A 14,695-nucleotide genomic window follows, 5' to 3' on the forward strand; every position below is an offset into this window, starting at 1 on the left:
ACGCTTATTCTCGATGATAAGGGTGGTTAGCAGTGACGCTCCAAGCTCGATATAAGCTTTCAGCCATGATAACGCGTACTAATGGGTGAGGGAGAGTAAGTGCTGATAGAGACCAGCTTTGGTCTGCTGCCGCTTTACATGCTGGTGCTAATCCTTCGGGCCCGCCAATAAGGATAGAAACGTCACGGCCATCCAGCTTCCAACTTTCCAATTGCTCTGCGAGTTGAGGCGTATCCCACTTTTTACCTGGGATATCGAGTGTGACAATGCGGTTACCTTTTGGAACTGCAGCTAACATTGCTTCGCCTTCTTTTTGAAGAATACGTGCAATATCGGCATTTTTACCGCGTTTTCCCGCAGTGATTTCAATGAGTTCTAATGGCATATCATGAGGGAAGCGGCGTTTATATTCTTTAAAGCCTTCTTCAACCCACTTTGGCATTTTTGTACCAACTGCGATTAACTGGATCTTCAAAGCTTAGCCCCAAAGTTTTTCTAGTTGGTACAGCTCACGATGCTCTTCTTGCATAACGTGAAGCATGCTTGTGCCCATGTCTAGAACAACCCATTCACCTTCTTTTTGGCCGTCCATGCCAAGGGGATTCATGCCAGCCTTGCGCACTTCATCAGCAACATGCTGTGCAATAGAGGCAACATGGCGCTTAGATGTACCAGTACAAACAATCATGTAGTCAGTAACACTTGATTTGCCTTCTACATCGATAGTCACAATCGACTCTGCTTTCATGTCGTCGGCTTTGTCTGCAAGAAAATCTTTTAGTTCTTCACGTAACACGGGGTGTTCCTTTAATCTGAGTTTAGCTTTTTAGGGTCTGTTGACCCTAGAATATACCACGCTTTTATGCGTGAAATGGGATTGAAGCTGAAGGGATACAAAACTCTACGCTTAACTGATGAATTAGTGGCCAAGGCGACTGTTCATATTGCGTTTTTGTCATCAATTCTACTTGAGTGAGTAGCGCAAACAGGGAGTGTAATTGAGATATCGAAACTCTTGTTAGCGCAGCGTTATAAAGAGGTTTTTTGGATTGCCAGACACGGTGCTTTTCAAATACCTGCGCGATTGGGATCTGCTTCATTTGTTGCTGCATTTGTAATAGCAGAGCAAGCTCACGTTGTATGCTGCGCAATAAGATAACGGGTTCGACACCTTCGGCTTCTAACTGACGCAGGATTCGCTGTGCACGATTGCCTTTGCCTGCTAATAACGCATCACTCCAATGGAATGGCGTAAAGTGGTTGTGTCGACTCAGCGATTCTTCTAAACGTACTAATGTGAGCTTTCCATCTGGGTATTGGAGAGCCAGTTTTTCTAGGCTTTGGGTGAGCGCAAATAGATTACCCTCATGCCATTGCGCCAACATTTGTATCGCTTCAGGATCCGGTGATAAGCCGATCTGACGACAGCGTGTTTGAACAAACTGAGGTAATCGGCTAACGTCTGGGGTTAGGCAGCTGATCCAGTGGCCTTGATTCGAGAGTGCTTTAAACCACTTAGCGCTTTCTTGAGCTTTAGTGAGCTTGGTACCCACCAAGATCAACAAGATGTCGCTATGAATATGCTCTGAAATTGCGAGCAGCTCTTTTGCTATTGCGGCATTGACCCCGGACTCTGGCAATTCAAGTTCGATGAGCTGACGACTAGAGAATAGGCTCAATGCTTGAGTGCAGTCGTAGACTTGATTCCAGTCGAGACTGCTATCAATAGCAAAGCGGTGGCGTTCTTCGAAGCCTTGCTCTTTGGCTGTCTTTTGAATCGCTTCTCGGCTTTCCTGCAGCAGTAAAGGTTCGTTACCAAAAATTAGGTAAACGTTGCTTAACTGCTTAGCAAGTTGCTCAGATAAACGATCAGCAAAAATACGCATTAAATAAACCTATTGCTCGACAGTTACGCTAGGCTCAGCATCAGGTACTGCACTTGCGTCGACCTCAACATCGTCAATTTCGATGTTTTTGATGTTGTACTGTTTTTCTAGCTCTTTTACTTGAACCTGTTCAAGCTCTTCTAGGTTCATATTTCCTGCGGCAATAGTCGCTTTCAGTCGGGCCATTTGACGAAGGATTTGGCTTGTTGCAAGCTTGCGCATTTCGTCTTCGATCATGTCACGCTCAACCGATTTTGCGAGTGCCGTTAGTGGGTTGTCTAAATAGCTGCGGGTTACGCTGGTTGAGAAGGTTTTGTCGCCTAGCTCTGGTATCGTCACACGATATGATGCATTGAGCGTCAGCTCTTTTTCTGCCGCTCGAGTATTTTGGTAAAGAGACAGGGTACGCTCACCGACGCCTTCGCTAATGATGTGCAGGTTAGGTGTGTTCTCAGCAGGTGGCACAATTTCTACATCATTCATACGCAGCTGGCTTTTCATCATACGTGTAAACGTACTGTATTGGTCGTAACTGGTCACAGAGATCTTGTTGAGCTCTTCTGGTACGGAGTAATCACCACGTAGGTGGAAACCACAGGCACTTAGCAGGCTAACGGTTAAAACAACAATAGTAACTTTCAATGAAGATAGTAAATTCAGGCGCATTATTTTATGGCTCTCATGAAGGTAGAATACTTATTTAAAGGCTTTAGTTCGTTTGAGTTGTTAGGCTCAAGTCTAAAGCGCTTAAATAAGTAGACAGGGCTATTAGCTACCCTGTCTACAGACTGCTTTTGATGAATTAAGTTCGTTAATTCTTCAGTAATTGCACTGTGCTAACGAAATTAGTTAGCAACGATGTTTAGAAGCTTACCAGGTACGAAGATAACTTTACGGATAGTTAAGCCATCTAGGAATTTCTTAGCGTTCTCATCGTTTAGACCAAGTTCACGAACTTGCTCTTCTGTCGCGTCAGCAGCAACCGTTAGTTTTGCTCGTAGCTTACCGTTGATCATTACCACGATAGTCTTCTCGTCTTCAACTAGCGCTTTCTCGTCAAACGTTGGCCATGTTGCTGAGTCTACGTTTGATTCACCAAGCGCAATCCACATTTCGTAAGAGATGTGTGGCGTCATAGGGTAAAGCATACGTACAACTGCTTTTAGCGCTTCATCAAGGATTGCACGATCTTGTACAGATTCTTGAGGTGCTTTCGCGAGCTTATTCATCAGTTCCATGATCGCAGCGATTGCTGTGTTGAACGTTTGGCGACGGCCGATATCGTCCGTTACTTTCGCGATAGTTTTGTGGATATCACGACGAAGTGCTTTCTGGTCACCAGATAGAGCAGAAGCATCAACAATTTCAGCTGCACCTTTAGAAGAGTGAGCGTGAACCAGTTTCCAAACACGCTTAAGGAAACGGTTTGCCCCTTCAACGCCAGACTCTTGCCACTCAAGCGTCATGTCTGCAGGCGATGCAAACATCATGAATAGACGTACTGTATCAGCGCCGTACTTGTCTACCATCTCTTGTGGGTCGATACCGTTGTTCTTAGACTTAGACATTTTGATCATGCCTGAGTGCTCAACGTTGCGGCCTTGGTTGTCGACAGCTTTTTCAATGCGGCCTTTCGCGTCACGGTCGATAGTCACGTCAGTTGGAGCAATCCACTCTTTCGTGCCTTTCTCGTTCGTGTGGTAGAACGCGTCAGCTAGAACCATGCCTTGACATAGAAGTTGCTTGAACGGTTCATCAGATGTCACGTAACCCGCATCACGAAGAAGCTTGTGGAAGAAGCGAGAGTAAAGCAGGTGCATACATGCGTGCTCGATACCACCAACGTATTGGTCAACTGGCAACCAGTAGTTTGCTTTCTCTGGATCTAGAATATCGTCAGCTTGTGGTGAACAGTAACGTGCGTAGTACCATGAAGACTCCATGAACGTATCGAACGTATCAGTCTCACGAAGAGCAGGTTCGCCATTGAATGTTGTTTCAGCCCAAGATTTGTCAGCTTTGATTGGGCTAGTAACGCCATCCATTACCACGTCTTCTGGAAGAATGACTGGCAGTTGGTCTGCTGGTACTGGGTGAACTTCACCGTCTTCAGTGGTTACCATTGGGATTGGAGCACCCCAGTAACGCTGACGAGATACACCCCAGTCACGTAGACGGAAGTTTACTGTTTTCTTACCTTTGCCTTCAGCTTCCAGTTTCGCAGCGATTGCATCGAATGCTTCTTGGAACGCAAGACCGTCGAATTCTCCAGAATCGAACAGTACACCTTTCTCAGTGTAAGCCGCTTCAGACACATCTAGCTCTGAACCATCTTCTGGTTTGATTACTGGGATGATATCGATGCCGTACTTAGTTGCGAATTCGTAGTCACGCTGATCGTGAGCAGGAACCGCCATTACAGCACCTGTGCCGTAATCCATAAGAACGAAGTTAGCTACGTAAACAGGAACAACACGACCGTTAAGAGGGTGGATAGCCGTTAGGCCAGTATCCATACCTTTCTTTTCCATCGTTGCTAGTTCTGCTTCAGCCACTTTGGTGTTACGACACTCTTCAACGAATGCTGCAAGCTCAGGATTGTTCTTAGACGCTTTCTCTGCAAGTGGGTGACCTGCAGCGATACCAACATAAGAAACACCCATTAGTGTGTCTGGGCGAGTTGTATAAACTTCTAGTGGCGCTTCTTCACCGTTAACAGCGAAAGATAGCTCTACACCTTCAGAACGACCGATCCAGTTGCGCTGCATGGTCTTAACCATTTCAGGCCAACCTTCAAGGTTGTCTAGATCGTCTAGTAGCTCTTGAGCGTACTCAGTGATCTTAATGAACCACTGTGGAATCTTCTTTTGTTCTACTGGAGTATCACAACGCCAGCAGCAACCGTCTTCTACTTGCTCGTTAGCAAGAACCGTTTGGTCGTTTGGACACCAGTTAACAGAAGAAGTCTTCTTGTAAACTAGGCCTTTTTCGTAAAGCTTAGTGAAGAACTCTTGTTCCCAACGGTAGTACTCTGGAGTACATGTTGCGAATTCACGTTTCCAGTCGTAACCAAAGCCTAAAAGTTTAAGCTGGTTTTTCATGTATTCGATGTTTTCGTAAGTCCACGGAGCAGGCGCTGTGTTGTTTTTTACAGCTGCGTTTTCTGCTGGTAGGCCGAATGCATCCCAACCGATTGGCTGCATTACGTTTTTGCCTTGTAGACGTTGGAAACGAGATACCACATCACCGATGGTGTAGTTACGCACGTGACCCATGTGCAGTCGGCCACTTGGGTACGGGAACATAGAAAGACAGTAGAATTTTTCTTTGTTTGGGTCTTCACTTACAACGAAAGTCTCGCTGTCATCCCAGTGTTGTTGAACCTTTTGTTCAATCTCTTGCGGGTTATATTGTTCTTGCATCGATGGTATCCGGTTATCTTGGAATTTGTGAGTTCGGTTAGAACAGAATCTTACAGATCGTCATAGAATACCTAAAGGAGCCTAGTACAACAATAGTTATACCCTTCATACTTGCAGTTGCTGCCTAGTAGATGGCGTAATTTTCACTGAATTTCGCAGGGCAACTATACTTAAGAGTATGAATTGCATTTGTTTGTGAGCGGGAGTGCATTGCGGCACATCCGTTTGCCCGCGTAAAAGTTGGTTATCTTAAGGAGGTCGTTATGCCGAAGAAAAAAGCACTCTATGAAGAAGTCGTCGAAGAGGTGATAGAAACGCTGAAGCATAGTCCTGAAGAGCTTAACAACAAAATCGAAACGTCAGGTAAGTATGCGAAAGCAGCCAATGACATGACCAAAGATGAGCTCTCATTAATCTCGGCCTATGTGAAGTCGGACTTAAAAGAGTTTTCCGAAAGTTATGAAGAGAGTAAAGGTGGTCCATTTTATTTGATGATCACAGACTCTATTTGGCAAGGGCTGTTGGACATCACTGATCGCACTAAGGTGGAATGGGTTGAATTGTTCCAAGACTTAGAACATCAAGGGTTGTATCAAGCAGATGAGGTTATCGGGCTCGGGACGCTTGTCTGTGATGAGTGTGGACATCAAACCGAATACAACCACCCGACCAATATCATTCCATGTATCAAATGTGGGGCGACAGGGTTTAGCCGTAAAGCACTTAAGCCGTAAACACTTAAGTCGTAAACACTATAGCTATAGCACCATCAACTTTACACCGCAGTAATAAAAAAGGGTTGACCCAATCAGCCAACCCTCAAATCACTTTCTTCGAATCTAGCTCTTTGGCTTTCTAATTACCCAGCCAATCACCAAGCTGAGCATCGCCCAGATATACAGTGGCCAAGTACCAACTGCGTGAAAAGGCGTTTGCCCATCAGTTGAAATGAGATCAGCTTTTAATACGGCCGTTTCAAACTGAGGTATTTGCTTGATGATGTTGCCTTTGTAATCGGTTACTGCCGTTACACCATTGTTGGTCGAGCGAATAACGGGCTTACCAAGCTCCAGAGCACGCATCTGTGCGATTTCCATATGTTGCAGTGGGCCAATCGAACGACCAAACCACGCATCGTTAGAGAGTGTTAAAATAAAGTCCGTCTCATCAGTCACGCTTTGTCTAACTTGATCATTAAAGACGATCTCATAACACAACGCAGGCGCTAAGTGACGGCCATTTGCCACGATGTTTGGTTGAACAAAATCGCCACGGCTAAATGATGACATCGGCAAGTTGAAGAACGGTGCCAATGGGCGCAAGATATCTTCAAACGGCACAAACTCACCAAACGGCAATAGGTGATGTTTATGGTAGCGTTCGTCTGGATCGTAGCTGTATTCACCGTATGGATTGACACCTAGAGAAAGAACGCTGTTGTAGTACTTCTTATCTTCAGACTGATTGAGTACGCCAGTGATGATTGAGCTGTTGTTCATCTTCGCTGCGCTATCTAAGTTACGTAAGAAAGATGGAATCTCAACTTCGAATGCTGGAATAGCGGCTTCAGGCCAAATGATGATATCAGCATCCCAGTTTTCTCTGCTTAGGTCGGTGTACTTCATCATCGTAGGCCAGCGGTGGCTTGGTAGCCATTTACTGTCTTGATCTACATTGCCTTGAATCAATACCACTGAGGTTGTTTTTTCAGGGTTCGGTGTCACCCAATCGATATTTCGAATGCCAAAACCTGCACTGAATACGATCGCAGGGATGATGCCAACACTCCATGCTTTATTGATAACCATATAAGCGAGTGCAGATGCAGAGACAATGACTGCCAGAGTAATTAACTCGACGCCGCCAATCGGTGCAAACGAGCCTAGTGGAGAATCGATTTGGCTGTAGCCAAGCCAAAGCCAAGGAAAGCCCGTCATTACCCAACCACGCAGCCAATCACTGATTAACCACAATGCAGGAGCTGCGAGGAAAAAGCGGCTTAGGTTATTAGCAGGGAAGTACTTGTTTAAGCTCCAGGTAAATAGGCCTGAATAAACCGCTAGGTAGCCAATGAGCAAAGCCATTAAAAACAGGTTGGCTGCCAGTGGCATGCCGCCAAAATGATCGATGCTGACGTATACCCAGCTGATACCTGTTGCGAATTGGCCTAAACCCCATCCGTAGCCAATCCAAAGCGCACTTTTAGGAGAACGGTTGTGGATCAGTAACAGCAACAAAGCTGGGCTGAGAATAGCAAGAGGCCATATAGAGTATGGAGCGAATGAAAGGGTGGTTATAGCGCCAACAAAAACGGCCGCTAGCGGCCGTAATAGGCGATGAATAAAGGTCTTAGTCATCTAATTTCTGTCATCTCTTTAGAGAGAAGTTGTTATTCTTCGATAGTCGGAAGAGGTTGTTCGTCAGGTATCGTTACCTGTAGCTGAATCACACGACGGTTATCTGCAGACGTAATTTTGAAATGGTAGTTTTCGATTTCTACAATTTCGCCACGAACTGGCAGGTGACCGAGTGCTGTCATAACCATGCCGCCTACCGTATCCACTTCATCGTCACTAAAGGCAGTGTTAAACGTATCGTTGAACTCTTCAATAGTGGTTAAAGCTTTAACAGAGAAAGTATGCTTGCTCAGCTTACGAATATCTAGCTCTTCTTCATCGTCGAACTCGTCTTCAATTTCACCAACGATTTCTTCGAGGATATCTTCAATGGTTACCAGGCCAGAAACTCCGCCAAACTCATCGACAACGATAGACATGTGGTAGCGCTCTTCTTGGAACTCTTTGAGTAGGCGATCAACACGCTTACTTTCAGGAACAACCACGACTGGGCGAATCACTTGTTCGATATCAAATGGGGCACTTTCTGAACCCAAATACTTAAGTAGGTCCTTCGCTAATAGAATGCCTTCAACATGGTCTTTATCTTCACTGATCACTGGGTAGCGAGAGTGTTGAGCATCAGTAATAAGCGCAATCAATGTATCTAAATCATCGGTGCGTTCAACTGTAACCATTTGAGAGCGAGGCAGCATGATATCGCGTACTCGCATCTCTGAAATTTCCATTACACCCTCGAGCATGTCGCGCGTGTCGTGGTCAATTAGGTCATTAATTTCTGAGTCGCGGATTACATCTACGAGCTCTTGGCGATCTTTAACTTCACCTTGAAATAGTTGGCCTAGGCGTTCAAAGAAGGACTTTCTACTCGGACCTTCAGATTTTTTACTTCCCTCAGAAGTGGGGGGGTTACCTTCGTTCATGATTTCTCAAAAAATAACGCTATCAGAAGTGTGATAGCACACGTTACAACTCAGATTCCTGCGAAAATCACAGGTTCGATGAGTTATTGTTTCTCTGCAACCTACTTTACTAGAATCGATTTACTTTTCTAGAATATACGGGTCTTCAAACCCCATAGTTTGCATGATTTCTGTTTCGAGTGACTCCATCTCTTCAGCTTCATCATCTTCGATATGATCATAACCTAGCAGATGCAGACTGCCATGTACAACCATATGAGCCCAGTGTGCTAGCAGAGGCTTACTTTGCTCTTCTGCTTCTTTTTCGACAACTTGGCGGCAAATAATGAGGTCACCCAGTAGATCTAATTCCACTCCTGGTGGTGTTTCAAATGGGAAAGACAGCACGTTAGTTGGCTTATCTTTTCCACGATAGTCATGATTGAGCTGGTGGCTTTCTTGTGTATCAACAATACGAACCGTCAACTCGGCGTTCTTTTGAAACTGAGGAATTGTCTTGTCTAACCAAAGTTGAATATCTTGCTCAGTTGGAAGACCTTGCTCATTTTCGACTGCTAATTGCAGGTCTAGTTCAATAGACATCTATTTATCACCTTGTTCTGCAATGACAGAGCTATTTTGTGTTGCTAATTGTGTCGTAACAGCTTGTTGAGCCTCAAGAAGCTTGGCCTCGCGTTCTTCACGCTTACGTTGTTCAAACTCTTTGCGCTCTTTCTGGTCTTTTGCTTCCCACTTCTCGTACGCGTTGACGATACGAGCAACCACAGGGTGGCGAACGACGTCTTCAGACATGAAGAAGTTAAAGCTAATATCATCCACTTCACTGAGCACTTCAGTTGCGTGGCGTAGGCCTGATTTTGCACCACGAGGTAAATCGATTTGAGTGATGTCACCTGTGATCACAGCGCGAGAGTTAAAACCGATACGGGTTAAGAACATTTTCATCTGCTCTACCGTGGTGTTTTGGCTCTCATCAAGAATGATAAACGCATCATTCAATGTACGACCACGCATGTAAGCCAGTGGCGCAACTTCAATCACGTTACGTTCAATCAGCTTCTCAACTCGCTCAAAGCCAAGCATTTCAAACAGTGCATCGTAAAGCGGACGCAAATATGGGTCTACTTTTTGGCTTAAATCACCCGGTAGGAAACCAAGCTTCTCACCAGCTTCAACAGCAGGACGAGTCAGTAGGATTCGACGAACTTCTTGACGTTCAAGTGCGTCAACCGCAGCCGCAACAGCTAAGTACGTTTTACCAGTACCAGCAGGTCCAATACCAAAAGTGATGTCATGAGTGACCATGTTCATTAGATATTGTGCTTGGTTTGGCGTGCGAGGTTTGATAACGCCTTTTTTAGTCTTAATGGTCACTTCTTTGCCGTAGTCGATTTCAGACTCGACGTGTTGCTCCAAAATACCAGACTCAGTGACCGCCAGATGCACTTGCTCTGGTTCGATATCGATTATGTTGCCTTTAACTGGAGCCGTTTCAACATAGAGGTGTTTGATGATGTCTAAAGCGGCGGCTGTAGTGTGAGGCTTACCGACAATCGTGAAAAAGTTGCTACGGTAATTAATCTCAACACCCAGACGACGCTCAAGATGCTTGATGTTGTCGTCAAATGGTCCGCATAAACTTGCCAAGCGCTTGTTGTCTGCTGGCTCTAGATTTATCTCTAAGGTAACGATTTTATTGCTCAAATTAGCCTCTCATTTTGTGCCACTCACTCTTAAATATAAAAAAGAGCAAAAAGCCCGATTTAGACCGGGCTTTTGATGGTGATATCCCTATTTCTAAGATGGTCACTTAGTTAGGTAATTTCAAGCTTTGTGTTTGCGCTTTGTGCTCAAACAGTTGTATTGCCTATGGCGTAAATGTCGCTACACCTAGCTCGTCTTCACGTTTTGTTTTTTCCATCATTTCTGCTGGAGTCATTACAACGCGTAGACCCATGTCTTTTTCTGTGCGAACTAGCTCACCACGTAGTGAGTTAGTGTAAACCTCAGTGATCTTCACATCTACAAACTGACCGATTAGGTCAGCTGAACCTTCGAAGTTAACAACACGGCTGTTTTCAGTACGGCCACGAAGCTCCATTAGGTTCTTTCTTGAAGGGCCTTCAACAAGAATACGCTGCTCTGTGCCTAGCATTAGACGAGAGAAACGCATAGCTTGTGTGTTTACTGTTTGTTGCAGTTCGTACAGACGATCTTTTTTCTCTTGTGCAGGTACATCACATGGGTAATCTGCCGCTGGCGTACCTGGACGTGGAGAGAAAACAAAGCTGAAGCTCATATCGAAATCAACTTCTTTAATTAGCTTCATTGTATCTTGGAAGTCTTGCTTAGACTCACCAGGGAAACCAACAATAAAGTCAGAGCTGATTTGAATGTCAGGACGAGCTTTACGCAGTTTACGGATAATAGATTTATACTCGATAGCCGTATGTGGACGCTTCATCATCGTAAGAATACGGTCACTACCACTTTGTACTGGTAGGTGAAGGAAGCTCACTAGTTCAGGGGTATCTTTGTAAACTTCAATGATGTCGTCACCAAACTCAAGTGGGTGGCTTGTTGTGAAACGAATACGGTCGATACCGTCGATAGACGCAACTAGGCGAAGGAGCTCTGCAAATGTGCAGATGTCACCTTCGTGAGTAGGGCCTCGGAATGCGTTTACGTTTTGGCCTAGCAGGTTTACTTCACGTACGCCTTGCTCTGCAAGTTGTGCAACTTCGAATAGCACATCATCCATTGGACGACTAACTTCTTCACCACGAGTATATGGAACAACGCAGTAAGTACAGTACTTAGAACAACCTTCCATGATAGAAACGTAGGCTGTTGCGCCGTCTGCTTTTGGCTCTGGCAGGTTATCGAACTTTTCGATCTCTGGGAAAGAGATGTCCATTACTGGCTTTTCGTTAGACAGTGATGACTTAATCATCTCTGGTAAACGGTGTAATGTTTGTGGGCCAAAGATAACGTCTACGTAAGGTGCACGTTGACGAATGTGATCACCTTCTTGAGTCGCTACACAGCCACCCACACCGATCACCACACCTTCTTTTTTATCTTTAAGCGTTTTCCAACGACCAAGCTGGTGGAATACTTTTTCTTGCGCTTTTTCGCGGATAGAACAAGTATTCAATAGTAGTACGTCTGCTTCCTCAGGTACTTCAGTTAGCTCATAGCCATTTGCAGCGTTAAGCAGGTCGGCCATTTTTGATGAATCATATTCATTCATCTGACAGCCCCAAGTTTTAATTAGCAGTTTCTTACTCATTATATGTTCGCTCGATCGTTAGTTTAATTTAAGGGAGCAAATCGCCCATTATTCATCCGCTAGCTCCGTTCGTCATAATTCGGTATTCAATTTTATGACAGGCTCTAGCGGCAAGCGGCGTATTGTACTGGTTTCAAAACCGACTGACTAGTAGTCTGAACAAATCTCTTATGTAGTGGTTTTTATTATCGTTAACGCCATATGCCATAAGGGATAACCCTTCTTTCGAATAAGGTTTTTGGTTACAAGTTCGTTATGAAAAAGTACAATCAAAAACAGTCAAAGAATCAAACTGATAAGTACAAAATATGAACAGTTACGATATTGTAGTCGTCGGTGGCGGCATGGTTGGTGCAGCAACAGCAATCGGTTTTGCAAAGCAAGGTCTGAGTGTTGCGGTGATCGAAGGTTTTGCCCCACAAGCTTTTGATGAGTCGCAAGCGATGGACATTCGTGTGTCAGCGATTTCTCAAGCATCGGTCGATTTGCTTGAAGATCTTGGTGCATGGCAAAGTATTGCAGCGATGCGCGTCTGTTCTTACAAGCGATTGGAAACTTGGGAACATCCAGAGTGTCGTACTCGGTTTGATGCAGCATCACTGGACCTTCCTCGTTTGGGCTATATCGTTGAGAATCGATTAATCCAATTGGGTTTATGGGCTCAGTTTGATGCCTACGACAATCTCGAACTGTTATGTCCAGAAAAGCTCGATGAGATTGAGTTTGGTGAGACCAATATAGTCAAGCTTCAGTCGGGTACTCAGTTGTCAGCGAAGTGGGTGGTTGGCGCTGATGGCGCAAATTCAGCCGTCCGTCAGCAAGCAGGGATTGGTATTACGGCTTGGGATTACCGACAGCACTGCATGCTTATCAACGTAGAAACAGAACAGCCTCAGCAAGATATTACTTGGCAGCAATTTTTACCAAGTGGTCCTCGTTCATTTTTGCCTTTGTGTTCTCTAGTCTCTGACGATCAAGAAGTCGGACAGGGCTCGTTAGTTTGGTATGATTCTCCACTGCGTATTAAGCAACTGTCAGCAATGCCCCCTGAAAAACTACGTAATGAAGTACTTACTCACTTTCCTAAAGAGTTAGGTGATATCAAAGTTTTGAACACGGGTTCTTTTCCTCTGACACGACGTCATGCTCAATCATACTCAAAGAATAACTGTATTTTAGTCGGGGACTCTGCACATACGATTAACCCTCTAGCAGGGCAGGGTGTTAACTTGGGTTTTAAAGATGTGGCAGCACTATTGGATATCACCCAAGAGAAAGGTGAATTGAATCAATCTGTGGCGAGACGCTATGAAGTGATCAGAAGAGGTGACAATCTAATGATGCAAAGTGGCATGGACTTTTTCTACAAAACGTTTAGCAATGACATTGGCCCACTTAAGTTTGTGCGAAATGCAGCACTAAAGCTAGCAGAAAACTCAGGGCCGATTAAATCACAGGTGCTTAAATACGCTTTAGGGTTGTGATTGGTTAGTCCAAATTATCTAATTATAAAAGAAGGAGAGCTGAGGCTCTCCTTTTTTGATCTCGTGATAGTGCTTAGTGCTATTGCGTCACACAAACAGGCGCATCAATGGCTAAAGAGCATCCAGTATGAATGAGGGAGCCATCCTCAATATTTCGTTTGAATGACGTGAGGTTGTTGGAATGCTGATTAGCGGAGATAAGCCATTGGCCGTCATTAGTGATATGAAAGTCGCGAGGGAACTTACCTTCAACATCGTAACTATCCATAAAAATGAGCTTTTGAGTGACGGAGTCTATTCTAAAACAACTGATTCTGGATTGATGTCGGCAAGACACATAAAGGAATTGCTCATCTGGCGATAGCTTAATCGCAGCTGCGGCTTCTCCCTTCTCCATATTAGGCAATGCATCAATCTCTTCCACTACATTCCAAATGCCTAAAGACTTTTCTAAAATCAATATTGTTTCAGAGAGCTCACACACCACATAGGCTCTATCTTCAGCTTGATTAAAGATTAAGTGACGAGGTCCATTCCCTGTACGCACTTTGATAGATTGCATTGGCTCATCAAGGAATTCTTCTTGCTCTTCGTCAAAGCAATAGAAGTTGATTCGATCGGCTCCGAGATCGACGGTGACAAACTGCGGAGAGTTCTTTAGGAAAAGGCTTTGATGAGCATGTGGGCCAGTTTGTCTTTCTGCATTAGGTCCAGAACCAACCATTTTGATTGTTTTGAGCCGTTTATCGATATTGCCATTGATACTTAAACTAAAGATATCGAATGTCCCTGATGAATATTGCGATGTAATAGCAAACTTATTGTGGGGATCTATCGTGATATGACAAGGGTGATCTCCTGAGATTGGCCCAGTATTTGACGCTATTGTTGAATCAGAATTCGGTATATGAATCAGTTGTGGTTGCATCTTTTGGTCAACTTCAGAAGCTGTGTAGACCCCCAACTTTGTCGTGGTAATAAACGAGGGATTAGTGCAGGCCGCTATAAGCTTTAAAGGCAACAGCGTTCCCGTTTCTAGATCTAACTGAGTTTGATATACACCTTGGCTATTACTTGGAGAATCTGTGTAGCAACCGATCGTTAAAGGGAGGGTTTTCATGGGCAGTCATACTCAGTTAGGAAATGGAGCAGACATTGTCTAATAAAATTGTAGTAAAAGTGAGGTTATAGGAGAGAATACTTGGTGACTTGGCTTGCAGATTTACATATTCCAGATAAAACAAAACCCAGCTAAAAAGCTGGGTTCTATTCAATGATGGTGCGGTCGGAGAGACTTGAACTCTCACACCTCTCGGCGCCAGAACCTAAAT

Annotated in this window: 13 protein-coding genes; 2 read left to right on the forward strand and 11 right to left on the reverse strand. The window is 44.5% G+C overall.

Translation table 11 applies throughout. The features are described from left to right. Nucleotides 1-4 precede the first annotated feature (4 nt). From rlmH to leuS, 5 genes are all read right to left on the reverse strand, one after another. A complete protein-coding gene (gene rlmH / locus ACED25_RS11855) occupies nucleotides 5-475 on the reverse strand; it encodes a 23S rRNA (pseudouridine(1915)-N(3))-methyltransferase RlmH (RefSeq protein ID WP_009848474.1) in 471 nt (156 codons plus the stop codon). A gap of 3 nt (nucleotides 476-478) precedes the next feature. Beyond that, nucleotides 479-796 (reverse strand): ribosome silencing factor, encoded by a 318-nt coding sequence (gene rsfS / locus ACED25_RS11860; protein ID WP_009848475.1) that lies wholly within the window; start codon nucleotides 794-796, stop codon nucleotides 479-481. A gap of 64 nt (nucleotides 797-860) precedes the next feature. Continuing rightward, entirely contained in the window at nucleotides 861-1,886 is a 1,026-nt protein-coding gene (holA, locus tag ACED25_RS11865) for a DNA polymerase III subunit delta (protein ID WP_371695327.1), read from the reverse strand. A gap of 9 nt (nucleotides 1,887-1,895) precedes the next feature. Beyond that, a complete protein-coding gene (lptE, locus tag ACED25_RS11870) occupies nucleotides 1,896-2,552 on the reverse strand; it encodes an LPS assembly lipoprotein LptE (protein ID WP_371695328.1) in 657 nt (218 codons plus the stop codon). A 179-nt stretch (nucleotides 2,553-2,731) separates the two neighbouring features. Beyond that, a complete protein-coding gene (leuS, locus tag ACED25_RS11875) occupies nucleotides 2,732-5,308 on the reverse strand; it encodes a leucine--tRNA ligase (protein WP_371695329.1) in 2,577 nt (858 codons plus the stop codon). Between the two features lie 263 nt (nucleotides 5,309-5,571). Here leuS and ACED25_RS11880 point away from each other — a divergent pair, with 263 nt between their 5' ends. Then, on the forward strand, nucleotides 5,572-6,042 hold the full coding sequence (locus tag ACED25_RS11880; protein ID WP_004735251.1) for a zinc ribbon-containing protein: 471 nt from the start codon (nucleotides 5,572-5,574) through the stop codon (nucleotides 6,040-6,042). A 105-nt stretch (nucleotides 6,043-6,147) separates the two neighbouring features. Here the strand turns inward: ACED25_RS11880 and lnt are convergent, their stop codons facing one another. The 5 genes from lnt to miaB all read right to left on the reverse strand — a co-directional run bounded on the left by lnt (nucleotide 6,148) and on the right by miaB (nucleotide 11,880). After that, on the reverse strand, nucleotides 6,148-7,665 hold the full coding sequence (gene lnt / locus ACED25_RS11885; RefSeq protein WP_371695330.1) for an apolipoprotein N-acyltransferase: 1,518 nt from the start codon (nucleotides 7,663-7,665) through the stop codon (nucleotides 6,148-6,150). Nucleotides 7,666-7,697: 32 nt separating this feature from the next. Continuing rightward, nucleotides 7,698-8,588: a CNNM family magnesium/cobalt transport protein CorC gene (corC, locus tag ACED25_RS11890; protein WP_012603382.1), complete on the reverse strand. Its 891-nt coding sequence runs from the start codon at nucleotides 8,586-8,588 to the stop codon at nucleotides 7,698-7,700. A gap of 120 nt (nucleotides 8,589-8,708) precedes the next feature. After that, on the reverse strand, nucleotides 8,709-9,170 hold the full coding sequence (gene ybeY, locus ACED25_RS11895; protein ID WP_371695331.1) for an rRNA maturation RNase YbeY: 462 nt from the start codon (nucleotides 9,168-9,170) through the stop codon (nucleotides 8,709-8,711). Continuing rightward, nucleotides 9,171-10,292 carry a PhoH family protein gene (locus ACED25_RS11900; protein WP_135385314.1) on the reverse strand — a complete coding sequence of 374 codons (1,122 nt, stop codon included), beginning with the start codon at nucleotides 10,290-10,292 and terminating at the stop codon, nucleotides 9,171-9,173. It abuts the gene before it with no gap. Nucleotides 10,293-10,455: 163 nt separating this feature from the next. Continuing rightward, nucleotides 10,456-11,880 (reverse strand): tRNA (N6-isopentenyl adenosine(37)-C2)-methylthiotransferase MiaB, encoded by a 1,425-nt coding sequence (gene miaB / locus ACED25_RS11905; protein ID WP_009848484.1) that lies wholly within the window; start codon nucleotides 11,878-11,880, stop codon nucleotides 10,456-10,458. A gap of 308 nt (nucleotides 11,881-12,188) precedes the next feature. On the opposite strand from miaB, the gene ACED25_RS11910 reads away from it, so the two are divergent. Then, entirely contained in the window at nucleotides 12,189-13,364 is a 1,176-nt protein-coding gene (locus ACED25_RS11910; protein WP_371695332.1) for a 2-octaprenyl-3-methyl-6-methoxy-1,4-benzoquinol hydroxylase, read from the forward strand. Between the two features lie 79 nt (nucleotides 13,365-13,443). Here ACED25_RS11910 and ACED25_RS11915 read toward each other — a convergent pair whose 3' ends face one another. Beyond that, complete coding sequence (locus tag ACED25_RS11915) at nucleotides 13,444-14,484, reverse strand: lactonase family protein (protein ID WP_371695333.1); 1,041 nt, start codon at nucleotides 14,482-14,484, stop codon at nucleotides 13,444-13,446. Nucleotides 14,485-14,695: the final 211 nt, after the last annotated feature.

Origin of the sequence: Vibrio sp. 1F263, from assembly GCF_041439035.1 — a bacterium.
GTDB classification, from domain to species: Bacteria; Pseudomonadota; Gammaproteobacteria; order Enterobacterales; family Vibrionaceae; genus Vibrio; species Vibrio tasmaniensis_A.

Coding starts and splice junctions, on each gene's coding strand:
- holA (WP_371695327.1), bottom strand. CDS start 1,886: ATGCGTATTTTTGCTGATCGTTTATCTGAGCAACTTGCTAAGCAGTTA.
- lptE (WP_371695328.1), bottom strand. CDS start 2,552: ATGCGCCTGAATTTACTATCTTCATTGAAAGTTACTATTGTTGTTTTA.
- leuS (WP_371695329.1), bottom strand. CDS start 5,308: ATGCAAGAACAATATAACCCGCAAGAGATTGAACAAAAGGTTCAACAA.
- ACED25_RS11880 (WP_004735251.1), top strand. CDS start 5,572: ATGCCGAAGAAAAAAGCACTCTATGAAGAAGTCGTCGAAGAGGTGATA.
- lnt (WP_371695330.1), bottom strand. CDS start 7,665: ATGACTAAGACCTTTATTCATCGCCTATTACGGCCGCTAGCGGCCGTT.
- corC (WP_012603382.1), bottom strand. CDS start 8,588: ATGAACGAAGGTAACCCCCCCACTTCTGAGGGAAGTAAAAAATCTGAA.
- ybeY (WP_371695331.1), bottom strand. CDS start 9,170: ATGTCTATTGAACTAGACCTGCAATTAGCAGTCGAAAATGAGCAAGGT.
- miaB (WP_009848484.1), bottom strand. CDS start 11,880: ATGAGTAAGAAACTGCTAATTAAAACTTGGGGCTGTCAGATGAATGAA.
- ACED25_RS11910 (WP_371695332.1), top strand. CDS start 12,189: ATGAACAGTTACGATATTGTAGTCGTCGGTGGCGGCATGGTTGGTGCA.
- ACED25_RS11915 (WP_371695333.1), bottom strand. CDS start 14,484: ATGAAAACCCTCCCTTTAACGATCGGTTGCTACACAGATTCTCCAAGT.